Annotated in this window: 22 protein-coding genes, 2 pseudogenes and 1 other annotated feature; of the genes and pseudogenes, 13 read left to right on the top strand and 11 right to left on the bottom strand. The window is 39.5% G+C overall.

Translation table 11 applies throughout. The features are described 5' to 3' along the window. The first annotated feature begins 5 nt into the window (after nt 1-5). From HMPREF2961_RS02600 to HMPREF2961_RS02610, 3 genes are read left to right on the top strand one after another with little or no spacing between them, the layout of a single operon-like run. Entirely contained in the window at nt 6-1,013 is a 1,008-nt protein-coding gene (locus HMPREF2961_RS02600; protein ID WP_002315601.1) for a sugar kinase, read from the top strand. A gap of 15 nt (nt 1,014-1,028) precedes the next feature. Beyond that, on the top strand, nt 1,029-1,871 hold the full coding sequence (gene kduI / locus HMPREF2961_RS02605; protein ID WP_002288239.1) for a 5-dehydro-4-deoxy-D-glucuronate isomerase: 843 nt from the start codon (nt 1,029-1,031) through the stop codon (nt 1,869-1,871). A 19-nt stretch (nt 1,872-1,890) separates the two neighbouring features. Further along, nucleotides 1,891-2,694, top strand: a complete 804-nt coding sequence (locus tag HMPREF2961_RS02610) for a gluconate 5-dehydrogenase (protein WP_002320630.1) — start codon at nt 1,891-1,893, stop codon at nt 2,692-2,694. A 117-nt stretch (nt 2,695-2,811) separates the two neighbouring features. On the opposite strand, the gene fni is transcribed toward HMPREF2961_RS02610, so the two are convergent. From fni to mvk, 4 genes are read right to left on the bottom strand one after another with little or no spacing between them, the layout of a single operon-like run. Further along, a complete protein-coding gene (fni, locus tag HMPREF2961_RS02615) occupies nt 2,812-3,867 on the bottom strand; it encodes a type 2 isopentenyl-diphosphate Delta-isomerase (RefSeq protein WP_002315602.1) in 1,056 nt (351 codons plus the stop codon). Continuing rightward, entirely contained in the window at nt 3,864-4,949 is a 1,086-nt protein-coding gene (locus HMPREF2961_RS02620) for a phosphomevalonate kinase (RefSeq protein ID WP_002315603.1), read from the bottom strand. The genes fni and HMPREF2961_RS02620 overlap by 4 nt, the downstream gene beginning before the upstream one ends. Nucleotides 4,950-4,961: 12 nt before the next feature. Continuing rightward, nucleotides 4,962-5,939 carry a diphosphomevalonate decarboxylase gene (gene mvaD, locus HMPREF2961_RS02625; protein WP_002293367.1) on the bottom strand — a complete coding sequence of 326 codons (978 nt, stop codon included), beginning with the start codon at nt 5,937-5,939 and terminating at the stop codon, nt 4,962-4,964. Continuing rightward, nucleotides 5,932-6,876: a mevalonate kinase gene (mvk, locus tag HMPREF2961_RS02630; protein WP_002315604.1), complete on the bottom strand. Its 945-nt coding sequence runs from the start codon at nt 6,874-6,876 to the stop codon at nt 5,932-5,934. Before mvk ends, mvaD begins: the two co-directional genes overlap by 8 nt. A gap of 315 nt (nt 6,877-7,191) precedes the next feature. On the opposite strand from mvk, the gene HMPREF2961_RS02635 reads away from it, so the two are divergent. Both HMPREF2961_RS02635 and HMPREF2961_RS02640 read left to right on the top strand, forming a co-directional pair. After that, nucleotides 7,192-7,851, top strand: a complete 660-nt coding sequence (locus HMPREF2961_RS02635) for a deoxynucleoside kinase (protein ID WP_002293362.1) — start codon at nt 7,192-7,194, stop codon at nt 7,849-7,851. A gap of 83 nt (nt 7,852-7,934) precedes the next feature. Further along, complete coding sequence (locus tag HMPREF2961_RS02640; RefSeq protein WP_002313988.1) at nt 7,935-8,840, top strand: magnesium transporter CorA family protein; 906 nt, start codon at nt 7,935-7,937, stop codon at nt 8,838-8,840. 1 nt (nt 8,841) lies between these two features. Here HMPREF2961_RS02640 and HMPREF2961_RS02645 read toward each other — a convergent pair whose 3' ends face one another. Further along, nucleotides 8,842-9,474 carry a pentapeptide repeat-containing protein gene (locus tag HMPREF2961_RS02645; RefSeq protein ID WP_002315606.1) on the bottom strand — a complete coding sequence of 211 codons (633 nt, stop codon included), beginning with the start codon at nt 9,472-9,474 and terminating at the stop codon, nt 8,842-8,844. 150 nt (nt 9,475-9,624) lie between these two features. Next, nucleotides 9,625-9,750 (top strand) — a sequence feature (ribosomal protein L20 leader region). A gap of 43 nt (nt 9,751-9,793) precedes the next feature. Here HMPREF2961_RS02645 and infC point away from each other — a divergent pair. The 4 genes from infC (at nt 9,794) to HMPREF2961_RS02665 (ending at nt 13,061) form a co-directional block, all read left to right on the top strand. Next, entirely contained in the window at nt 9,794-10,318 is a 525-nt protein-coding gene (infC, locus tag HMPREF2961_RS02650) for a translation initiation factor IF-3 (RefSeq protein WP_002293357.1), read from the top strand. A 71-nt stretch (nt 10,319-10,389) separates the two neighbouring features. Beyond that, nucleotides 10,390-10,590: a 50S ribosomal protein L35 gene (rpmI, locus tag HMPREF2961_RS02655; RefSeq protein WP_070703913.1), complete on the top strand. Its 201-nt coding sequence runs from the start codon at nt 10,390-10,392 to the stop codon at nt 10,588-10,590. 52 nt (nt 10,591-10,642) lie between these two features. Next, nucleotides 10,643-11,002, top strand: a complete 360-nt coding sequence (gene rplT, locus HMPREF2961_RS02660) for a 50S ribosomal protein L20 (RefSeq protein WP_002293355.1) — start codon at nt 10,643-10,645, stop codon at nt 11,000-11,002. 238 nt (nt 11,003-11,240) lie between these two features. Beyond that, the gene (locus HMPREF2961_RS02665) at nt 11,241-13,061 is read left to right on the top strand and encodes a DUF3329 domain-containing protein (RefSeq protein WP_002315607.1); all 1,821 of its coding nucleotides are present in this window, start codon (nt 11,241-11,243) and stop codon (nt 13,059-13,061) included. A 149-nt stretch (nt 13,062-13,210) separates the two neighbouring features. Here HMPREF2961_RS02665 and HMPREF2961_RS14410 read toward each other — a convergent pair. Next, nucleotides 13,211-14,623: pseudogene (locus HMPREF2961_RS14410) on the bottom strand (IS3 family transposase). A 268-nt stretch (nt 14,624-14,891) separates the two neighbouring features. Between HMPREF2961_RS14410 and HMPREF2961_RS02680 the strand changes: the two are divergent. From HMPREF2961_RS02680 to HMPREF2961_RS02690, 3 genes and pseudogenes are all read left to right on the top strand, one after another. Beyond that, nucleotides 14,892-16,229, top strand: a pseudogene (locus tag HMPREF2961_RS02680) (citrate transporter). Nucleotides 16,230-16,276: 47 nt separating this feature from the next. After that, complete coding sequence (locus HMPREF2961_RS02685; RefSeq protein WP_002315613.1) at nt 16,277-18,406, top strand: hydantoinase/oxoprolinase family protein; 2,130 nt, start codon at nt 16,277-16,279, stop codon at nt 18,404-18,406. Then, the gene (locus tag HMPREF2961_RS02690) at nt 18,381-19,070 is read left to right on the top strand and encodes a hypothetical protein (RefSeq protein ID WP_002336133.1); all 690 of its coding nucleotides are present in this window, start codon (nt 18,381-18,383) and stop codon (nt 19,068-19,070) included. The genes HMPREF2961_RS02685 and HMPREF2961_RS02690 overlap by 26 nt, the downstream gene beginning before the upstream one ends. 269 nt (nt 19,071-19,339) lie before the next feature. Here the strand turns inward: HMPREF2961_RS02690 and HMPREF2961_RS02695 are convergent, their stop codons facing one another. The 4 genes from HMPREF2961_RS02695 to HMPREF2961_RS02710 all read right to left on the bottom strand — a co-directional run bounded on the left by HMPREF2961_RS02695 (nt 19,340) and on the right by HMPREF2961_RS02710 (nt 21,694). After that, nucleotides 19,340-20,026 carry a GntR family transcriptional regulator gene (locus tag HMPREF2961_RS02695; RefSeq protein ID WP_002312480.1) on the bottom strand — a complete coding sequence of 229 codons (687 nt, stop codon included), beginning with the start codon at nt 20,024-20,026 and terminating at the stop codon, nt 19,340-19,342. A gap of 134 nt (nt 20,027-20,160) precedes the next feature. Beyond that, on the bottom strand, nt 20,161-20,328 hold the full coding sequence (locus tag HMPREF2961_RS15315) for a hypothetical protein (RefSeq protein ID WP_002292624.1): 168 nt from the start codon (nt 20,326-20,328) through the stop codon (nt 20,161-20,163). Between the two features lie 76 nt (nt 20,329-20,404). Then, on the bottom strand, nt 20,405-20,845 hold the full coding sequence (locus HMPREF2961_RS02705) for an acyl-CoA thioesterase (protein ID WP_002309714.1): 441 nt from the start codon (nt 20,843-20,845) through the stop codon (nt 20,405-20,407). 3 nt (nt 20,846-20,848) lie between these two features. After that, nucleotides 20,849-21,694 (bottom strand): NAD(P)H-hydrate dehydratase, encoded by an 846-nt coding sequence (locus tag HMPREF2961_RS02710; RefSeq protein WP_002315616.1) that lies wholly within the window; start codon nt 21,692-21,694, stop codon nt 20,849-20,851. Nucleotides 21,695-21,842: 148 nt separating this feature from the next. Here HMPREF2961_RS02710 and pepV point away from each other — a divergent pair, with 148 nt between their 5' ends. Next, on the top strand, nt 21,843-23,261 hold the full coding sequence (gene pepV / locus HMPREF2961_RS02715; protein WP_002294157.1) for a dipeptidase PepV: 1,419 nt from the start codon (nt 21,843-21,845) through the stop codon (nt 23,259-23,261). Between the two features lie 55 nt (nt 23,262-23,316). On the opposite strand, the gene HMPREF2961_RS02720 is transcribed toward pepV, so the two are convergent. Then, on the bottom strand, nt 23,317-24,264 hold the full coding sequence (locus tag HMPREF2961_RS02720; protein ID WP_002315618.1) for a glycosyltransferase family 2 protein: 948 nt from the start codon (nt 24,262-24,264) through the stop codon (nt 23,317-23,319). Nucleotides 24,265-24,398: the final 134 nt, after the last annotated feature.

Here is a 24,398-nt window from a genome sequence, read left to right on the forward strand (position 1 = left end):
TGCTTATGGGAAAAGTAGTGACACTCGGAGAAATCATGTTGCGATTGTCCACAGAACAGGGAACCCGCATCGATTCAAGTGAACGATTCGCAGCCCATTATGGCGGAGGGGAAGCAAACGTAGCAATTTCTTTAGCTAATTACGGACATGACGCGGTTTTTGCTACCAAAGTACCTGATAACGCATTGGGAAAAGCAGTCAAAAAGCACTTGCAATGTTATGGAGTAGATACGAAACAGGTATTATCTGGTGGACCAAGACTAGGTACTTATTATATGGAAACTGGTAGTGGCGAACGCGCCGCCTCAGTGATCTATGATCGTGCCGGATCAAGCTTTGCTGAAATGGATCATTTGGAATGGTCGTTAGAGGAGTTATTCCAAGGAATAGATATATTTCATGTTTCAGGAATCACCCCAGCTTTGTCTAAAAAATGGCAAAAAATGACGAAACAAGTGATAGAAGCTGCAAAAAAAGCCGGCTGCCTGATCAGCTTCGATATCAACTATCGCGGGAAATTATGGACACAGCAAGAAGCCAGCGAAGTAATCCATCAGCTTTTACCTTTAGTAGATATCTGTTCAGCTGGAAAAATGGATGCTCTTTATTTGTTAGGTATCGAGAAAGCGCCAGAAGCAGAAGAACAACCTCTAATTTATTATTATCAAAAAATGCAGGAAAAGTTCCCGAATATCCAGGTGTTTTATTCGACCAAACGTACCGTTCATTCAGCAAGTGAAAATGAATTGAAGGGGACATTGTGGATGAACCGTGAATATGTGGAATCCCAAGTCCATAGAATCACCCCGATCGTGGATCGAGTAGGTGGCGGAGATGCTTTTGCAGGTGGCGTGCTCCATGGGATTTTATCCAATATGCCCCCGCAAGAAATCATTGATTTTGCTACGGCAGCTTCTGCCTTGAAGCATACGATCCACGGGGACTGCAACCAATTCAGTCAAGAAGAAGTCGCACAATTTTTAGCATGCGGCTCTGGAAAAATCATTCGATAGAAGGAGTAGAAGAAAATGCAAGAAATGGAAACACGTTATACACACAGTCCAGAAGATATCCGTCATTATTCAACGGAACAATTGAGAAAAGAGTTTTTAGTAGAAAAGGTATTTGAACCAGGAAAAATCAGTTTGACTTATACACACAACGATCGAATGATCTTTGGTGGCGTGACACCTACTGAAAAAGAATTAGAAATCACATTAGACAAAGAACTAGGTGTTGATTACTTCTTAGAACGTCGTGAACTAGGTGTGATCAATATCGGTGGACCAGGATTCATCGAGATCGATGGGCAAAAAGAAGAAATGAAAAAACAAGACGGCTATTATATCGGAAAAGAAACACGACATGTCGTATTTTCTTCTCAAGATGCTGAAAACCCAGCTAAATTCTATATTAGTTCTGTTCCAGCACATCATAAATATCCAAATGTAAAAATCAGTATCGACCAAGTAAAACCAATGGAAACTGGTGAAGGTCTGACATTGAATGAACGTAAAATCTATCAATACATCCATCCAAATGTATGCGAAAGCTGTCAATTACAAATGGGTTATACGATTTTAGAACCAGGAAGTGCTTGGAATACGATGCCTTGTCATACACATGAACGTCGTATGGAAGCTTATGTCTACTTTGATTATGCCAATGAAGATACACGTGTGTTCCACATGATGGGCAAACCAGATGAAACAAAACATTTAGTCGTAGACAATGAACAAGCTATTATTTCACCAAGCTGGTCGATCCATTCAGGTGTAGGTACAAGCAATTACTCATTCATCTGGGCAATGTGCGGAGAAAACATCACCTATACAGACATGGATATGGTGCAAATGGATCAATTAAAATAAGCATAAGGGAGAGAAAATGATGGAATTTAATATGGATATGTTTCGTTTAGATGGAAAAGTAGCATTAGTCACCGGTGCCGTCTATGGTATTGGATTTGAGATTGCACGCTCTTTAGCTACAGCAGGAGCAAAAATCGTGTTTAATAACTTGAATCAAGAATCAGTTGATGAAGGTATAGCGCATTATAAAGAAGCGGGCATCGATGCAAAAGGTTATGTCTGCGATGTAACTGATGAAGAAGCGGTTCAAGCAATGGTTCAGCAAATCAAAGAAGATGTAGGTTCAGTTGATATTCTAGTCAATAATGCAGGGATCATCAAACGGACACCGATGATTGAAATGGATGCGGCTGACTTCCGTCAAGTGATCGACGTGGATTTAAATGCTCCATTTATCGTTTCAAAAGCAGTTATTCCAGATATGATCGAAAAAGGCGGCGGTAAAATCATCAATATCTGTTCTATGATGAGTGAATTAGGACGCGAAACGGTCAGTGCTTATGCTGCGGCAAAAGGCGGATTAAAAATGCTGACGAAAAACATCGCTTCTGAATACGGTCAATACAATATCCAATGTAATGGAATTGGACCAGGTTATATTGCTACACCGCAAACTGCTCCATTACGCGAAACACAAGAAAACGGTGAACGTCATCCATTCGACCAATTTATCGTTGGACGTACGCCAGCAGCACGTTGGGGCGAGCCAATCGATTTGGCTGGGCCATCTGTCTTCTTGGCTTCTAGCGCATCGGATTTCGTTAACGGCCATGTCTTGTATGTAGACGGCGGCATACTTGCCTATATCGGAAAACAACCTTAAACGAGGTTTAGTACACTGTTTAGTGGAGAGGTTATGAAATCAGCAGCTTGAACGAATACCGAAGGACAGCTGATCAAACATCATTTATTTGAAAAAAAGGAGTATGACGTAAATCAGTCATACTCCTTTTTCTGTGCGTCTTCCATACTTCACTAAGTCGATTCCTCTTGCTTCGCACCAATCCTTCACTGGACCGGAAAAGATGAGAGATTGTTGGTGGAGGGTCGCGATATTCGTTGCGCCGATCATGGTATAAAGCAGACGAAGTTCCTCTTGCCATTGTTTCATTAGCATAATGGTTTCTTCTACGCCATGATTCATCAGATGAGTCAATACAGTTCCTGAAGTGCCCACTGCTTTTGCGCCTAGACAAAGGGCCTTAAATATGTCATAGGCATTGCGGATACCTCCGGAGGCTAGGATTTCCATAGAAGTGTCTGCTTCATTTGCTTCAAGCAATGAGGCGACTGTCGATTGCCCCCAATCAGCTAGATAATTCAGTTCTCGCTTGGAGCGACGGGCATTTTCAATCTGGGTGAAACTTGTCCCGCTTCGACCGCTGATATCAACTGTATGAACCCCTAAAGAAGCTAAATCTTTGATCGTTTCTCTTGTCATGCCAAACCCGACTTCTTTTACGATGAGGGGGACATCAATGGCTGTTTGAATCTCTTGGATAAGTGCTTTCCAGTTAGTAAAATCACGGTCTCCCTCAGGCATGACCAATTCTTGAGGTGCATTCAAATGAATCTGTAAGGCATCTGCGTGAAACAATCGGATAGCTTCTTGGGCTCTTTCGACAGAAGTTCCTGCACCGATGTTGGCAATGATTTTCCCGTGAGGATATTCTTGTCGCACAATTGTATAAGTATCGGCTAAAGAAGGGTCCTTCAAGGCAGCGCTGACTGAACCAGTGGCAATCATCAAATCTGCTTCTCTTGCGACGATTGCAAGATCTTGGTTGATTTTTTTTGTTTTTTCGCTTCCGCCAGTCATCGCATTGATATAAAACGGGCTGCTTAGTGTAAACCCAGCTGCCTGTGTACTTAGATCGACATCAGCAACTGCTGTTTGCGGCAAAGGATTATGAATGACCCGTACGAAATCAAATTCATTTTTTTGCTTATCATGAAAGGCTTTAGCTAGTGAAACATGTTCATCTTTTCGATTCATCTGTTTTCCTTTCTTTGATCGCTATAGACATGTAACGGTAGGGGGGTGATCTCTGCTTTTTCCCATGCACTCATTAAAGGAAGGATGCCAGATTTCTGATCAACGATCACGATGCCGCAATCCCCACCACCTGCACCGGAAGACTTTGCAGCCCCATCATACTGTTCAGCTAAATTACATAATTTGTTCAAAGCAGGCGTTTCGATAACAACCCCGGTGATAGCAGACAAATCATGCAGTAATTGTCGGTTTTTTCGAATCATCTGTTGGATCAACGTAACATTATTTTCTTTAAATCCTTTGATCATTTCATTGACGCATTCTGTACTGTTTTTTAAGAAAAGCTGATAAGCCACCATTTTATCTTCTCTCGAACGGTGAACTTGATCGACCAAATCAGAAGTAGAGGCAGGGCTACCCGTCCAACCAATCAATAAACGTAGATCTTCAGGAGCAATCAATGGCTCAATTGATAGACCAGGCCAATCCATGGCAAGTAACTCACTGATAGAATGCTGAGTTTCTTGTTCTTGGAGCCAAGGATGGTCGAAGGTCGAGAAGGCGATCCAGCCACCATAACAGCTAGCAGCGATGTCGCCGCAAGAACCATTATCTTGAACTGCTAAATTAGCGAGTGCTGCGATCTTGAAAATCTCTAGCTGAGATAAATTCAATGCGTAAAAAACATTCAAGGCTTTGACCGTTGCAACAGTAACGGCGCCGCTAGAACCTAATCCGTATTTCCGACCATTTGAACTGTCTAGCTCGCTTGTTACTTTCAGATCATAAAAGGATAAAAGAATATTTTTTTCTTGTGCATACTTTTCAGTCAATCGAATAGCAGCAAGGATATAATGAAAAGGATTTTCCCGAATATCTAAAACTAATTCCCCGTTACGTCTTGTCCAACGTACAGGCATCCCGCTATATTGTGCAGATTGGATACTTCCGACTTTTCGTGCGGACTCTACAGTGACTGTCACGAATTGATCGACTGCAGCGATAACTGCCGGATGACCTGTTTCAACAACTGCATATTCTCCGGCAATATAGAGTTTGCCTGGTGCAGATACTTCAATCATAAAAATCTCCCTTTATTCAATAATCGCAATTCCTGGACCAGCGTGGGCAGTAATTACTTGTTCTTTGCTAAATAATTTGGTAAATGTTTCTTGTACCTCAGATAAATGGCTGTTTTCCACTAAAACTTTGACATTAGGGCCAGCATCCATCGTAAAGTAGCATGGAATGCCTTGCTTTCTCAATTGCCGCACCGCATCCATCGCTTTTAAGCTGTCAGGAGACCAGTAAGTGAAAGGTGGTTGGGCAGCTAAAGTCGTTCCGTGCATTTTTAGTCCGTTTCTTTCCATCGTTTCTCCGAGAAGTTGGAAATCTTTTGTTTTGATTGCTTGTTTCAATTGATATAGATCCCCTTCAACGGAATCTAACCAGCCTTGATAAAAACTGGATGTTTCGACTGTCCGCCGCATCCCATTTCTGCTAGACACTTCTTTTTTCTGGTCGTTGATCAAAATGAAAACCATTGCTAGATCGTCTTCGAAAGAATCAGAAGGGACTGGCTTGGCATAAGAGCTTAAGTCATCATGACCTTTTTCCCATTCGACGAAACCACCAAAAATACTTCGGCAAGCTGAACCAGACCCGCGTCGAGCAAATCTTGAAAGAGAAAGATCGTCTAATCCAAGCTTAAGGGCAGTATTACAAGCGCCTGCTAAAGCAGCTAGCCCGCTAGCAGAGGATGCTAATCCGGCTGCGGTAGGAACGAAATTCTGACTGATTACTGAAGCTTTTAGTGAGATGCCGGCTTCTTTACGGAAAAGGTCAAGAAACTGACTAACTTTTTTTGTTGCTTTTTCGTCTTGCAAGGTGTCATCTAGATAAAATTCATCTGCTATATAGCTATCAGAAAAGATGACTTCTGTTTCGGTATAAAATGCATCCAATGTCAACGAAAGACTGTTGTTCATCGGAAGGATGAGTGCTTCATTTTTCTTACCCCAATATTTGATTAGGGCAATGTTGGTATATGCGCGTGCTTTGCCTTTAAACATAGGTATGTACTCCTAATCCTTGTATCCAAGTTTCAGCCGCACCCGCATCTTCAAGTGCTTGACTGATTTCTTGGGCTTTTGTTTTTGTTTGTGCTAATGCAATCATGCAGCCACCGCGTCCGCCGCCAGTTAATTTAGCACCTAATGCACCGGTACCTTTAGCTGTTTGGATTAGTAAATCAAGGAAATCGTTGCTGATCGTCAGTTTTTCCAGAAGTGATTGTGATTCATCCATTGTTTGAGCTAACATTTCTGGTGAATTTTCAATGATTGCTTGTTTCGCTTGCTTTGTCAAGTATCCTAATTTTTGGATCATTTGTCCAGTTTCATGTGGTTGTCTTTCAAACAGGTGAGCGACATCTTTGACGGCTTCTCTTGTTTGTCCTTTGATTCCTGTATCAGCGACAATCAAAAAAGCATCGATATTCAAAGAAAAATAATCAAAAGGATGCCCTTTTGTAAAATAAATTGGCTGCAAGCTGCTAGTAGCGGCTGCATCGATCCCACTAGGATTGCCATGTGCGATTTTTTCCGAAAGTTGTACTTTCTCTAATAGTATTTCACGAGACAAAGGGAGTGCTAAGTAATCATAAAAAGCACGAGTAACTGCTGTGGCGACCGCAGCACTTGATCCCATTCCACGTTCAGCAGGAATCGTGCTTTCGATGGTTAGTTGCAAGTTTTTATGGATATCATGCTCTTTTTTTAAATGGATGAATAATTTTTTGATATTTTTTAATGTATGAGGAGCTTCGGCTAAATTTCCTGAATAGTAGGAAGAAACCAATTGATCGTCCATTGCATCCAGCTCTTCAAGGAATGCGGTGACTTTTGTTGCATAAAAAGGAAAGGCAATCGCCGGTTCTCCATAAACAACCGCGTGCTCGCCCATCAAGATAATCTTTCCGCTTGATTCTCCTTGGCCATAGTTTGCCATAATCTAACTCCTTCTCACGTAAAAGTGATTTTTAAGCAAAAAATAAAGCGCCCAAAACGAGTTGCGCTGCTTCACGAAATTTTTTGTCCGCTAAGGGTCTCAAAAAACATTCCTTCTTTATTTTACTAAAATCATCCCAGAAGTAAAACTAAGAATACGTTTTCTAAAGGAAAAACCCTTTTTTCTTAAGAATTTTTTGACCTTTTTTCTTTTTTGACTAGAAAAAAATACAATTGACACTACTAGATATTGGGGGTATATTTAAAAAGGTTGGAGTTAAACACAATATTTAGTGATGAAGTGAGCTGGAGGTAAATGAGCGTGATCGTTTTAGCAGGTACAATTGGTGCCGGAAAATCAAGTTTGACAGAAATGATGGCTGAACACTTTGATAGTCAGGCATTTTATGAATCAATTGATGATAATGAAGTCTTGCCCTTATTTTATGCAAACCCTGAACAGTATGCTTTTTTGCTGCAAATTTATTTTTTGAATAAACGTTTTGCAAGCATCAAACAAGCAATGAAAGATGACAATAATGTATTGGACCGTTCGATTTATGAAGATTCGCTGCTTTTCCATCTAAATGCAGATCTAGGAAGAGCGACGGAAACGGAAGTTCGTGTGTATGATGAACTGCTGGAAAACATGATGGAAGAACTGCCCTATGCTGCCCATAAAAAACACCCGGATTTATTAGTTCATATTCGTGTATCTTTTGATACGATGCTGGAACGGATCGAGAAACGTGGTCGTTCGTATGAACAATTGTCCTTTGACCCAAGTCTGTACGATTATTACAAAGAATTGAACAGACGGTATGATCAATGGTATGAAGAATACAAAGAAAGTCCAAAAATCCAAATCGATGGAGATCGCTATAATTTTGTGGAAGATCCTCAAGCAAAAGAAGAAGTCTTGAAAATGATCGAAGAAAAATTAGCAGAAATCCGCCAAACTGAATTAGCTATTTGATTTAAAGCTACTCAAAAAAGGATGCTCCTTTATTTGAGTAGCTTTTTTCTTTATACTAGAAACAAATATCAGGAGGATGGAGTATGCGGGAAAAACACTATTTTAATCAAGAACGTAATTTTTGGATCAATATACAGCAAGATGATGTGCTAGCTGTTAAAAATTTAAAAGAAGAATATGGCATCAGCGATGAGATGCTGACTTATTCTCTAGATAAAAATGAGCGGGCACGCGTAGAGTATGACTCTTTTGATGAAGCGTTACTACTTGTATCAAATGTCCCGCACCAACAAAAAGTTGATAATCATTACGAAACTAGTCCTATCGCTTTTATTTTAAAAGAAGATGGTTTGTTTACATTTACCACGCCGAATACCGAGTATGTGATTCGACTGATTCGATCACTTTTGGAGCGAATGCCAGACATGAGTGTATACAGTTTATTGTTTCGTACATTATTTTTAATTTCCGATTCCTTTTTTCCTTTAATCGAGGAAGTAAATAGCGAACGTCAACGGCTCAACCTAAAGTTAAGGGAAAAAACAACAAACAAGAATCTACTGCAACTTTCAGATTTAGAGATTGGTTTGGTTTACTTAGTTACAGGAACAAAACAAAATGTAGTACTTTTGGAACAAATCAAGGCATTAGCCATTTATCGCAAGTTGTCAGAAAAGGAAAAGGAAGAGTTGGACGATGCACTGATCGAAGCACGACAAGCAGTTGAAATGACGAACTTAGCTTCGCAGATTTTAGATCAGCTTTCTGGCACTTATAATAATTTACTGAATAACAATTTAAATGACACGATGAAGTTTTTGACTGTCTGGTCGCTGATCTTGACTGTACCGACTATTGTGACAGGATTTTTCGGGATGAATCTTAAGCTACCATTTACCCATTCCGTTTTCGGATGGGGAATCGCCTTGATCATCAGTCTGGTTTTATCTGTTTGGATGCTCATTGCACTATGGCGGCGGATTCGTTGATCTAGTCTTTGATCTGCAAACCAAGGGCTTGAGCAATCACAAGTGCTTGCTCCTGGTTGACGATCAGTCCTGCCAAATAATCTTGAGATAAAGCAATGGCAGTGAAGAAATTAGTCGTAAAGTCTAATCCCTTCAGAGAAGTTCGGAACCAATTCGAACCAGTTAACTGATTGTCAGACAAAAAAAGATTTTTCCAAGTGACCTCATAAAATTCGCTGTCTTCTAACTGGCAATGATCGAAGGATACGGCTTTCAAGTTTGTGCTGCTAAAGGAAGCCATCGAAGCAATGCAGTCAGTGAAAGTGCAGTCTCTAAGATAACTTTCGGCAAAATTCGTACCTGTTAATTTACATTGATGAAACACGACTTGGTGGAAACTGCCACCAATCCACTCCAGATTGGACAAATCACACTTTTCAAAAATGACATTACTGCATTCAAAATGACGTAAAGCTGTTTTTTGCATGGTCAGCTTTTGGACATGACTCTCTCTTAATACCATATTTTTGGCATCAAGATAGCTTTGATCACCTCCATTGATCAGAAGACCAGAGAGGATTTCTTCATCTTCTAAATAAAAATCTTCTTTTGTCAGAGGAGGAAGAGAAGGTGGGATAGGTTCGATTTTTTTCATTTGGATTCACCTCGTTTTTCTTTAGTATAGCAAAGAAGCGGGAATCACTGCTAGAAAGTCTGCTAGACCAATCATTTTCAGAAAAGGAAGAAAAACTGTATGAAAAACATTGACAGAAGGATTGGTTTTTGCTATACTATGATGGTTGAGAAATAAAAGCAGAAGCACCCGCTTCTCGCCTTAGTTGATAATGTCACTGGGCTAGATAGTTTTCACTGGTTCTATTAGGTGAAGTACGCGCGGGTTCTGTAAGAGAACTCGTTTTTTTATTGCCGTTTATTCGGTAAGCTTTTCTTTCTCTCATAATATTTGGAGGTGAATGACCATAGCAAAGGATATGATGGTTAACGACGGCATTCGTGCACGAGAGTTACGATTGATCGGTTCAGATGGTGAGCAATTAGGAGTTAAGACAAAAGCAGAAGCATTGAATATTGCAGAACAAGCAAACTTGGATCTTGTGTTAGTTGCCCCTGGTGCGAAACCACCAGTTGCGCGAATCATGGACTACGGTAAATACCGTTTCGAACAACAAAAGAAAGACCGCGAAGCGCGTAAAAAACAAAAGGTGATCAATGTAAAAGAAGTTCGCTTAAGTCCTACGATCGACTTGAATGACTTCAATACAAAACTTCGTAATGCACGTAAGTTCTTGGAAAAGGGCGATAAAGTGAAAGCTTCTATCCGTTTCAAAGGCCGTGCCATTACCCATAAAGAAATTGGTCAAAAAGTCTTGAATCGCTTAGCTGAAGAAACTGCTGATATTGCAACAGTGGAACAAAAAGCGAAAATGGACGGACGCAGCATGTTCTTGACGCTGGCACCGAAAAACGACAGTAAGTAATTTGAATGACTAACTGGCTGTTGGACAGCCGATAGTCGAATAACGAAAGATTTTGAGGAGGAAATATAGTCATGCCAAAACAAAAAACACACCGCGGATCAGCAAAACGTTTCAAACGTACTGGTAAAGGCGGATTGAAACGCTTCCGCGCGTTTACAAGTCACCGTTTCCACGGCAAAACAAAAAAACAACGCCGTCAATTGCGTAAAGCAAGCATGGTTTCTAGTGGCGACCTCAAGCGTATTCGCCAACAACTAGCAAAAATGAAATAAGAAGTACAAATAACAGAATCTGAAGATTTATTTTTATTAGGAGGAATTATACATGGCACGTGTTAAAGGTGGAACAGTAACTCGTAAACGTCGTAAAAGAGTGCTAAAATTAGCAAAAGGTTACTACGGTTCAAAACACACTTTATTTAAAACAGCAAAAGAACAAGTAATGAATTCATACAACTACGCATATCGCGATCGTCGTCAAAAGAAACGCGACTTCCGTAAATTGTGGATTGCTCGTATCAACGCAGCAGCTCGTATGAATGGCTTGAGCTACTCAAAATTAATGCACGGTTTGAAAGTTGCTGAAATCGACATCAACCGTAAAATGTTAGCTGACTTGGCTGTTAACGATGCAGCAGCATTTACTGCATTGGCTGACCAAGCAAAAGACGCTTTGGCTAAATAAGCTAAACAATTATAAAGAGGAAAGAAGATAACGAAAAGTTATGTTCTTTCCTCTTTTTTAGTGTTGTAATATACATAATTAAACAAAACAGTAAGAGAAATTTAGTAATCATTATTTCATCTTGCAGATTATTGGATTCATCGCGCATTAAAATAGAATAGATGTTATAATTTTTAAGAGAAAAGGATATTATTTAGCTAACTTTTCTTAAACAAAATATAACGAAAGAGGGAAAAAAGTGAATTGGTTAAAAGAAAATATAGAAAAGAATAAAAGAATAGCCATGTTGTTATGTACTTATTCAATAATGGTTGTATTAAATTTTTTAACACCTTTGATTGCTGATGATATTCAGTATATGGATAAAACTACTAGCTTTTTTACAATACTGAGCGACGAATATCATCAGTATATGACATGGACTGGAAGATCTGTAGTGCATATCATCGCTCGTGTGTTTTTATTGATGCCTAAAACGGTTTTCAATTTGGTCAATCCGTTAATCTATGTATTACTAACCGTCTTGATTTACAAGATAACGACCAAAGATAAAACAGAGTTTCATGCTTTTAAATATTTGATGATAAATGTCGTTATATGGCTATTCATTCCTACATTTGGACAGACGATATTGTGGGAAACAGGTGCTGCGAACTATTTATGGGGCGGAATAATTATAACTAGCGTTCTATTTATTTATCATCGCTACTGTTACGAGAATAAACTACTTCCATTTAAATCATTAGGGAATGCGATAATTATGGTAATCTTAGGTATCGTAGCAGGTTGGTGTAATGAGAACACATCTGGAGGTGCTGTTTTAATTATTTTAGGTTATATCTATATAACTTACTGTAAGAAAAAACCATTACAGTTATGGATGTTCTCTGGCTTGATTGGCGCAATTTTTGGCTTGTTCATGATGGCTTCGGCTCCAGGAAATGCGATTAGAGCAACTTACTTTGAACGTAGTACATGGTCTTTACCTCATAAATTGTTTTCAGGGATTGTTGATATCACCCAAACATTACAAGAAAATGGGCTACAATTATTTATTTTATGTGCAATATTGCTGTCGGTTGGAATAATTTTTGATCAAAGAAGAGAGTGGGTGCGTTTATCTTATATTTATATAATTGCAGGTTTGGCAACTATTTATGTATTAGCAGTATCACCTACTGGTCTTGGATGGGGGCGTTCTTTTTTTGGCGGAGTATTATATCTCCTTATCGCAATGATGATAGAATGGCCAGACGAAATTGAAAAGCCTGCACCAAAGATTGTTTATAGTGTGATCAGCTCTGTTCTGTTGGTCCAATTTCTATTTACATTTGTCTTAGGATCAATTGATATTGCACGATCGTATCGTAATATTGAAGAACAATACGACTATCTGAAAAATCAAAAGTCGCAAGGTAACTTGAATCCTGTCGTAAGTGAGTTTACGTCATATGGTGAGACAAGACATCCAGCTTTTTCGAATGAGCTTAATCATATTGTTGGTGAAGTTGATTCGGCTGTAAATATATCTAATGCAAAATATTTTGGTCTCCAAAGTGTTCGATCTGTATCTGAAGAGGACTGGAAAAATATCTATAAAAACGGCGATCCTGAACTGATGAATATATGGAATGCTCAGGATTATCTAAAAAAAATAGCGGGCTCTGAAAATACACTCATTGTTGCTGGATTTGGTGATGTCACACAGATAAATGAAGCATTGATAAATGATATGGTAAAACTTTTCCCTAGTTTAGATCTAGAGATTTTTAAACAACACTGGAACTTTTCAGGAATGTTTCGAGATAAGAAAGAAGTAATTTTATCACAAAAACAAAATTACAATATTTTCAGTAAAGATGTGGCTAGAGAAGAAATTACTGTTCGAACTAGCTATACCCCTTATGAAGATCAGCAGTTTGGATATATTAACATTGACGGAATAGCAGTTTCACGAAATAAACCTGGAATCAATATAGTTGTTTTATCTAAGAATGGAAAGATCTTGGATTCTGTCAACATTGGCGTAGTTAATGAAGAAGTGACTTTATTAAGATAAGGTTATTGAGACATCTTTTCATAAGTTTGTTTCCTTTTGAACACCGTGTATTCGGAAAAAGGGACTGTGACACTGTAGTGACCCCCAAAAGTTAGACTTTTTTGGAGTGGAGAAATCCACTCCTTTTTTCATGCTCTAAAATGATATTTTTACGCAACCGTTACGGCTGTTTTACGAAATTGGACGGGACTTTGCCAGTTTAATTTCTGTTTTATCCGTTCATTATTGTAGTAATAGATATAGCTATCGATGGCTGATTTTAATTCCTCGAAACAGTTATAAGTTTTCCCATAAAAAATCTCTTGTTTTAATAAGCCAAAAAAATTCTCCATAAGTGAATTATCTAAGCAGTTCCCTTTCCGAGACATGCTTTGAAAAATTTTGTACTCCTTAAGCGTTCATTTGATACGCCCAACCTTGATCCGAGTGAAATGTACGACGATAGGGACAATCATTAGTAATCTGGATTGCTTCCTCCAAACCTTCCATTATTGCTAATGCATTGGGCTTTTCAGAGATACGATAGGATAAAATCTCACTATTGAACATATCCATAAAAGGATCTAGATACAATTTCTTTTGACGGATAATGCCTTTGGCATCCACTTCATGGTATTTAAATTCAGTTGTATCCGTCGTTATTTTTTGATGGCAGATACTAGTGTAGAAACGACGATGGATTCGATTTTTGGCTGTTGCTCCGACTTGTCCTCGATAAGAATTGTAGCGACGTGATTTACGCGTGTATGCCGTTACTTTTATTCCTAGCTTCTTGATCAAGCGCTGAACTTTCTTTTTATTGATAGAGAAACCGCGGTTTCTTAGTTCATTGGTCATCCGTAAACAGCCATAATCCTTGTGCTTCTCCCGAATTTTAAGCATTTCCGCTTCAATCTCTTGATCTGGATTTTGACGGTCTAATCGTTTTTGCCAGTACATAAAGGTTGCCTTAGGAAACTTTAAAGTTTCTAGAAGCTCAACTAATTTAAATGGTCCTCGGAGGCTTGCGATGATTCGTGCGATTGCTTCATTCGTCGTTGTTGGGCTTCCTGTTTTCGCAGCTTCCTCAATTCTTTTAAAAAGGCATTTTCAATTTGAAGGGAACGGACTCGTTTCTCCAACTCCTCGATGCGTTCACGTTCTTCAGACGTTGCTTTAGTTGTAGATTTTTTCTTATTTTTGGGTTCATTTTTCTTAGACAAGATAGGTGGACATCCTTTCGTTTTTGAGAGTCCATCGATCCCACCCTCACGGAATTGACGCATCCAACTAGCGATCAAATTAGGGTTGTTCATGTTAAGTGTGTTGGCAACTTCACGATAGGACAGCTCACTTGTTAGATATAACTCTATCGCATCCAGCTTAAATTGAACAGAATATTTTTTCTTTTGTCGCTTTCTTACTAGACCCGCTTCACCAAATACTTGATAGGCATTAATCCAGCGCTTCACTTGTGACGGAGCCTTAACGGAATACTTCTTTGCCAGATAATCACTTCCGCCTTTACCATCCAAATAATCATGAACAATCTTTAATTTAAGTTCAAAAGTATACTTAGCCATAAAAAATACCGACCTCCAAAAGTTAGATTTTTTGGTCTAACTTTGGAGGTCGGTACATTGTCACAGCTCCCTTTTTTGTTTCCAATTCTTCACCATATAAAACGGGATAATAGCGTATAAGGCTAAAATAGCATAATTAAGGTTTTTTAATTGAAATCCGAACATTTATGGTCATCCTCTAATGAAAGCGCTAACTGCATAAGTTAGAATGAACTTGACTGATATATTAGTTTGTTTATCAGAAAAATAAAATGGACGGAGGAATAACATGAGTGATATTATTATTGGTATTTTGTTAGTTATCTCATTCTTTTTCATGGTCTGGTACTGTGTAAAGGGCTACAACTTGATGGTCGGTTTTGCCATCATGGCGACTGTATGGATGGGATTAGCGCTAGTCGGAAACACGTTTTCGCCGAACCCGGCGATGGAAGGACAAGGAGTAATTGATGTATTGACGCATATCTATACGACTGGACCTGCTGAGTACGCCAAATCGATCTTGGTAAATGTCTTCTTTGGTGCCTTTTTCGGGCGTGTTCTAGTAGATAGCGGGATAGCAGCCACACTGATTCGTAAAGTAGTCGAACTTGGAGGGGACAAACCAAGAATCACGATGAGTTTGCTGTGTGTTGTAACCGCTGTTATATTCATGTAGATGACAGGAATTGGACCAGTGATTTCTATCGCAGTCATTGTTTTACCGATCTTGATGTCTTTAGGAATCTCAGTACCAGTTGCGCTGTTCTCATTTATGGGCTCGATCATGGCTGGGATCTTTGCTAATATCGTCAACTTCAAACAGTATCAAACGATTTACGCTGGTTTCAACCCAGCAGCTGAAAGCTACACTTATAATGACTATTTCCAAATCGGTATGATTGGGATGGTTGTAAGTTTAGTTGTTGTACTAACGGTGGCTAATATATCAATGAATAAAAAGAAACGCTATGCAATGGCAGCAAATGTACCGGCTGAAGGCGGCGACGCACCAATGATCTCATGGTTAGCCGTATTATTACCAGTTTTAGGGGTCTTTTTGTTAGATCTTCCAATCATCTTAGGTTTTATTCTAGCAGGTATTTGGGCATTGCTGTTTACTGGAAAATTGCGCGGAGGTTATAAAGAAATCTGTCGTCAATTTGCGAAATTATTTACAGATGGCGCAGTCGATGTCGCACCAATGGTCGGTTTCTTGATGACCTTAGCGATGTTCAATAACTCAGCTGCGTACGCTTCTCCTTATTTTTCAGCTATTTTCGGAGATTTGATACCGCAATCACCATTAGTCTTAGCAATCGTATTTGCTATATTGACACCATTAGGATTTTTCCGCGGTCCAATGAATCTAGTCGGTTCAGGATCAGCTATTTTAGCTGTTGTATTAGCTGTGAACCCAACAATGTCGCCAGCCTTTTTGTTCCCATTGTTTGCAATCACAACGATTGCCCCTCAGCATTTAGATATTACACAATCTTGGGTCGCTTGGGGATTAGGGTATACAAAAGTAACGTCTCGAGAATACATGAAGAAATCCATCCCAACTGGTTGGATCATCGGTGCGATCTTATGTTTGATTACATTCTTCTTGTACGGGAACGCCTAGTAAACAAAACGTCGATAGAAATGATTAGATGAATGGAGGAAAAGAAAATGAAACGTTTTGTGCGAATGGGAATTGATGTCGGTGGTACGCATACGAAAGCAGTGGCAATCGATAATGCGACACATGAAATCATCGGAAAGTCTTCAGTGAAAACGACCCACGACGATGTTCGTGGGGTGGCTGCAGGAGTCGTTCAATCTTTTCAAAATTGTTTGCGGGAAAATAATATTAGTCCAGAAGACGTTGTTTTTGTTGCACATTCTACTACGCAAGCGACGAATGCGCTGATTGAAGGGGACGTAGCAAAAGTCGGTGTAATCGGTATGGCAAAAGGTGGATTAGAAGGTTTTTTAGCAAAACGCCAAACTAGATTGAACGATATCGATTTAGGGAATAAGAAAAAAATAGAGATCGTCAATGCATTCTTACCTGTCAAACACTTAAATGTAGACCGTGTTTCAGAAACGATTTCTTCTCTAGAAAGGGAAAGAGCGGAAGTCTTGGTTTCTTCTATGGCATTTGGAGTAGATAATGGGGAACCAGAACGGGTCGTTTATGAAGCAGCATCGGTAAAATCGATCCCTACAACGATGGCTTCTGACATCACAAAATTATATGGATTGACAAGAAGAACTCGGACAGCAGCGATCAATGCGTCTATTTTACCAAAAATGCTAGATACGGCAACATCGACAGAAGACTCTGTACGAGAAGCAGGGGTCAATGTCTCTTTGATGATCATGCGCGGAGACGGCGGAGTAATGGAAATCAATGAAATGAAAAAACGACCTGTTTTAACCATGCTTTCCGGTCCAGCAGCATCAGTCATGGGCTCTTTGATGTACTTGAGAGCGTCTAATGGGGTTTATTTTGAAGTAGGCGGAACAACAACCAATATCGGGGTCATTAAAAATGGACGTCCAGCAATCGATTATTCAATTGTAGGTGGCCACCCAACATATATCTCTTCATTAGATGTTCGGGTTCTAGGTGTGGCAGGCGGTTCGATGGTACGGGCTAATCAGTCAGGAATCATCGATGTCGGTCCACGTTCTGCACATATTGCCGGTCTAGATTATGCAGTATTTACGGAGACAGAAAAAATCAAAGGTCCTAAGGTTGAATTTTTCTCTCCTAAAGAAGGAGACCCTGCTGATTACGTCAAGGTAGTGATGGAAGACGGAGAAGAAGTGACTATTACAAATACATGTGCAGCCAATGTCCTAGGCTTAGTGCAAGAAGAACATTTTTCTTACGGAAATGTCCCATCTGCACGAAAAGCCATACAGGCATTAGCAGACTATTGTCATACGACGATTGAAGACATCGCAGAGCAGATCATGGAAAAATCCTATGCTAAGATTGAACCAGTGATTTTAGAATTGGCAGACAAGTATCACTTGGAGAAAGATCAGATTTCTCTTGTAGGTGTAGGGGGCGGCGCTGCCTCTTTGATTACTTACTTCAGCAATAAAATGGGTGTGAAATATTCTATCCCTGAAAATGCTGAAGTGATCTCTTCTATTGGTGTAGCACTTGCAATGGTCCGAGATGTTGTAGAACGTATCATTCCTTCACCAAGTAAAGAAGATATCCGATCATTGAAAAATGAAGCGATGAATAAGGCGATTGAATCAGGTGCTACACCAGAATCGATCGAAGTCCACGTAGAAATCGATCCACAGACTTCAAAAGTAACGGCTATCGCTACTGGTTCTACGGAAGTGAAAGCAACCGATCTAACCAAGGAGATCACAACAGAAGAAGCATTAGAGCTTGCTGCAGAGGATATGCGATTAAATAAAAATGAAGTTTGCTTATTGGAAAATACACCTTTCTTTTATGTATGCGGCGAACAGAATCGTTCAAAAAATGCTGGAAGTCTTCGGATCATCGACCAAAAAGGATTTATCAAGGTCCAACGTGGACATGCTTCTTGTCTGAAAACAACTGCAGCCAATTATATGGCAGCAGTCGAACAACTTTGGGAAGATATGGCAGTTTATCAAACTGAGTTGATCGCCCGACCAGAATTTTATCTCTGTTTAGGAGCAAGAGTCTCTGATTTTACAGCGACGGATCTGGAACAACTACAGCTTTTGATGGATCTGGAAGTATCTACTATGGAACCAGAGGAAGAAGTGATCGTCGTTGCCGGAAACATCAAACAAACATAAGTTAGAAGAGTTACTAAACAAATTACAACAGATCCCCGAAGAAATTTGGGGATTCTATCAGTTTCAGCGAGATTTGTTTTGGAAAAAGATCCCTTTGTCCAAGCAGAAAATCCTCATACAACAATCAATCGATTGTGGTATCGAAACGGCATGTAGCATCAAAAAAAAGTACCCTTTTGCCGATGTAGGAGAAATTTGTGAACAAATGGCTATTCCAATCGTTTCCTGTGAATCAGAGCAAATAAACGAACGAATCACTTTTGCAACTTATGCAGAAGATGAAGGGATCCGATTGATGACGGAGCCGTTAGAAAAATTAAAATGTTCAGGACTTACTTCGATCTCTAAAGAAACAGCGCAAGCTTTGATTATTGGACATGAACTATTTCACCACATCGAAGCTTCTGTTAAGGGAATTTATACGCAAAATGAAAAAATTGTGCTATGGCGGCTGCCTTTTTATACACACCAATCAAACATTCGTGCATTGAGCGAGATAGCAGCGATGAGTTTTTCAAAAGAGATGAATCAAAGCTGTTTTTCGCCTTATGTATTAGAGGCAGTCTTGCTTTGGCCATATAATGAAACGCATAGCCAAGGGATTTTAGAAGAAATAAAAGAAATAGAAAAAAGATGTGCGGAGTATGATTTTGCTCACAAATAAAGAGGTTGTGACAGAAGTGGTCAGCTTCAAGAAATAAGAAGGAATTTACGAAAATGGCTTCTTAAATTTTTATGACATTTCGGCTTATTTCAAAGAAGCTACTTCTGGAACACTGTGTATAAGAGGTTGTGAAAAAGCTGCCCTGCATCAAGTCATAAGAACAGCCAAACAAAAATAGCTCCTCATATTTTGCCGTTTTTTGAGCTAATACGAGGAGTTGGCAGGAGAACACTGAAAGGGACTGTGACACGATTTTTGTCACAGTCCCTTTATTTAATGGGTCTTTCCTGAATATCTTCAAAATAATCGGGGTAATTATGAATCACGTATTCTTGCTCTTCGATAATCATATGTAAATGCATCGTACAAAGAAACCCGACTTCATCAAAGTTATGATCAATCATTGATTGAAGCATTGTCTGATGTTCATCCAATACTCGACCCCAATCTAATTCTGAAATCGTCAAACGCAACCATCTGAAACGGTTCAAGTGCGTACTATAACTTTCCAGCCAGTCCCAAATCTCTCGTTTTCCTGCAATTTCATAACAAGTTCGGTGGAAATCAGTATCCAAATCAAAAAAAGCTTTTTTATTTTGAGCGATCACTGCCTGATCGGTTTGTTCTAATATTTTTTCTAGTTTAGCTTGATCTTGCGCTGTCATTTTCGCACTACATTCTTGCAGGATCGGTTTTTCCAGCTTTTCCCGCGTATAACGGGCTAATGAAGCAGATCGGATATCGATTTTTGAAACATAGGTGCCGGACTGTGGAATGGTTTTTACAAGCTCCTGATTACGAAGCTGGATCAGTGCTTCCCGAATCGGTGTGCGCCCGATAGCTAGTTGTTCTTCTAACACTTTATCGGAGATTTTACTTCCAGGTGCTAACTCGGAATAAATGATCTGTTTACGGATAGATTCATAAGCTTGCTGCTGTAAATTATTGATACCCATTAAAACTTCCTTTCTGTGTAAGTATAATCTATTATAACATAAATCGCTTACAAAACGTGTGGATGCAAAGACGTATTCTTGAAAAAAAGCCCTGATAGGCATGCCTATTAGAGCCTCGAAAAGAAAATACTGAATCAATCTGGTCGTACCTCTTGGATCGGTTTGACACGACCGCCGATTCTTTTAGCAAAAGCTTCGGATTCTTTTTTGTCTTTGAAAATGAGCAGATTGTCTAAGTTTTTTTCCCGAGTGCGGCAGCCAGTTTTATCGATGTAACCGTGCATTACTTTAACGACATACATGGGGATCACCTGCTTTTTTCTTTTCATTATACGAACTACTCAACACAATACAAGAAAAATGCTTAGACGGTTTTTATTAAGAAATAGCATTATCCAGAGAAGCGTACGCTTGGAATAACTGATCTAGCTCCGAATTGACTTTGCTCAGCTTCACTAATCGTTGCGAATCAGAAAGTAAGAAACAGTGTTTACTGCTACCAATAGTTTTTAATTTTTTGTCTTCAGTTCCCACAATTTCGTAGCTAAAATCCAAACGTGTCCCCGTATATTTTTGGATAGTTGGATGGATGCTCACTTTTTCTCCGTAATGGATCATTTCTTTATAGCTGCAATTTACTTCCAGAACGGGGATAATGATCCCAGATTCTTCGATTTTTTTATAGGGAAACCCTAGATGTACCAATAAGGCTACCCGAGCCTCTTCAAACCAGCGGATATAATTGCTGTGATGAATAATCCCCATTTGATCTGTTTCATAATAAAAAGGTTCTCGTACATAACCTGTAAATTTCTCCATGATTCATGCCTCGTTTTCCATTGATTTTTTACAAAAATAATTCATCCACTTCGGAAGTGCTTCGCTGATCTGTGTCGGCAAAACGACATATTGTTCTTTTGCTAGCTGGTCTCCGATGAAACTATGAAGATAAACAGCTGCCGCAATCGTTTGGTCATTTTGAGGGAATTGGGCGAAGAATCCTGTGATCATTCCTGCTAAAGTGTCACCCATGCCGCCTGTTGCCATAGCAGCTGAACCTAAAGGATTGGTGTAGAAGTGTTGGTGACCATAAATTTTTGTCTCATGACTTTTCAAAACGACCGCAGCACCGATTTCCTGTTGCTTCTTTTTGTTTTCTTCATCTCGCTGTTCCTGTATCGGTAGAGCACTCAACCGTTGCCACTCCATTTGATGAGGTGTAAGTACTGTTTGTTCGGGATAGGGTAGCGAAAGATGGTTAGCAGCCAGTAAACTTAAAGCAGAGCCATCGATCACCAGCCATTGTTCTTTTGATTGGTTATCTAGTACTTGTTTGAAACGTTCCAAACTCTTGGAAGAAGTGCCCAATCCGGGACCAATCAAGAGTACATCTGCTTGCTTTATCACGGAAAGAAACTGGTCAGTATCCGTCCAATCTACGATCATTGCTTCTGGCAGATGACTGTGAAGGGCACTCCGATTTTTTTCATCCGTTACTACTGTCGTGAGACCCGCTCCACTGTGTACGGCAGCTAAAGCACTCATGATGATTGCTCCGCCGTATTGTTCATTGCCGCCAATCAAAACGACACGTCCAAATGTTCCTTTATGTGAAATTTTTGGACGAGGTGTGATGACTCTTTTCACTAGTTGTTTGTCTATCAGCATCAAAAAACCTCCTTTTACTCATTATAACGTATATTTTTTTTAGAGAAAAACAGATAAGAAAAGGAATTGTCAGATTTTTTGAACTATTTTTTTCTGTAATTTGTGGTATCATGAACACGAAGACTTAAATAAGTGGAGGATTAACTTTATGACAATTGATTGGCAAAAAGAAGTAGAAGCACGTAAAGAAGACTTGCTTGAAGACTTGAAAAATCTTTTACGTGTCAACAGCGAGCGAGACGACTCAAAAGTAACACCAGATGCACCATTTGGACCTGGACCTCGCGACGCATTGAAACATATGTTAGCTTATGGTGAACGTGATGGATTTAAAGTAAAAAATGTCGATAACTATGCAGGGCATATTGATCTTGGCGAAGGAGACGAAACACTAGGGATATTTGGACACATGGATGTCGTTCCTGCAGGAGATGGCTGGGACACAGATCCTTATGAACCAGTGATCAAGGATGGAAAGATCTTTGCACGCGGATCAAGTGATGACAAAGGCCCAAGTATGGCAGCTTACTATGCGATGAAAATCATTAAAGAACTTGACTTGAAACTATCGAAAAAAGTGCGTTTCGTAGTCGGTAGTGATGAAGAAAGCGGCTGGGGCGATATGGCTTATTATTTCGAACATGAAGAAGAACCAGATTTTGGTTTCTCGCCAGATGCTGAATTTCCAATCATCAATGGTGAAAAAGGAAATGTTTCTTTAGCTTTACGATTCAAAGGCGACAATGCAGGAGATTATGTATTGAAATCTTTTGTTTCCGGACTTCGCGAAAACATGGTGCCAGGAACAGCAACTGCAGCACTTCAAGTACCAAGTGCAGATGCAGCTATCGCGATGGAAGAAGCATTTTACCAATTCATCGAAGCCAATCCAGTAAGCGGAACGATTGAAGCAGACAATACGTATGTAAAAATCGAATTAGTTGGTAAAGGTGCACATGGTGCAAGCCCACAATCTGGTATCAATGCAGGTTCTTTCTTGGCATTGTTCTTAGACAACTATGAATTCTTAGGATCTGCTAAACAATTTATCCATGTAGCAGCTGCTTATGTCCATGAAGATTTCTATGGAGAAAAACTAGGAGTCGCTTATGAAGATGAAAAAATGGGCAAATTGACAATGAATGCTGGACTGTTTGCTTTTGAAGAGAATGGTACAGAGGAAGCGAACTTCATCAATATGAATTTCCGTTTTCCAAAAGGTGTAACAGTAGACGGATTGCAAAGTGACATCGAACAAACAGTGGGCCAAGAAGGCGCAACAGTTACTCGAGGTGCTCGCGTAATGGAACCACATTACGTACCAATGGATGATCCATTGGTGGCTACATTATTGCAAGTCTATGAAGACCACACTGGAGAAAAAGGCTACGAACAAATCATCGGTGGCGGAACTTACGGACGTTTGTTGAAACGTGGCGTTGCTTATGGAGCGATGTTCCCAGGATATACTGATACAATGCACCAAGCAAACGAATTTATGAGTCTTGATGACTTGTTCAGAGCAACAGCAATCTATGCAGATGCCATCTATCGTTTGGCGAAATAATTAATTAAAAAAGGATCAAGAATTGCAAATTATCTTTGCATCCTTGATCCTTTTTTTATTTTCTACTATGGTATTCATGATACACATGATATAGATTCAACTCGTACTCTTTCTTTGCGTTCGTGACGACCGTATCCAAAATCAGTCCTGTTACTAATGAAAGAAGGGCTAAAGTCATCAATCCAGTACTTAAAATCGCAGAAGGGATGCGTGTAATGAAGCTTGTCAACATATATTCACGAATCACAGGAATCCCCGTGACCAATCCAAATAAAAAGAAGAAGATGGTCCAGATCCCAAAGAAAAGCAAAGGTTTATAATCTTTGCACATTTTGATGATCATCATGATCACTTTGAATCCGTCAGAGAATGTATTCAATTTTGATACGCTGCCTTCTGGTCGGTCCCGATATTCGATTGGGATCTCAACGAACTTGAATTTTTTATCTAGAGCATGGATCGTCAATTCCGTTTCGATTTGAAAACCAGAACTCATAATAGGGAAGCTTTTGACAAAAATTCGATTGAATCCTCGATAGCCGGTCATGACATCAAGAATTTTTGTTTTATACATTCTAGTAATTGTATTTCTAACAAGGTTATTTCCAAAATCATGGAAAGGACGCTTATTCTCATCAAAGTAGGTTCCATTTGATAGACGATCGCCAATGACCATATCTGCTTCGCCAGAACGTAATTTCTCAAGCAAACCATGTACAGCTTCGGCGGGATAAGTGTCATCGCCATCTACCATCAAATAATAATCGGCATCAATATCAAAGAACATTTGACGGATCACATTCCCTTTTCCTTGACGTGGTTCTTTCTTTACGATTGCTCCACCTTGAACGGCCAATTCGTATGTTCGATCGGTCGAATTATTATCATAGACATAAATATCTGCTTCTGGTAATTCTCGTTTAAAGTCTGCAATGACTGTTGAAATTGTTGCTTCCTCATTGTAACAAGGAATCAGAACAGCAATTTTTTCTTGTTGTTCCATTTTTCACTCTCCTTAACTATAGAAAACAAAAGCTGAATTAAAAATACCTCATAATCAAAGTAAATGCTAGTTTTTCCCGCTAAATATCATTTATTTAAAAAGAAAATACTGGAATATGTGTTTAGAAAGACCTG

This window comes from Enterococcus sp. HMSC076E04 (assembly GCF_001814285.1).
Lineage (GTDB): Bacteria > Bacillota > Bacilli > Lactobacillales > Enterococcaceae > Enterococcus_B > Enterococcus_B lactis.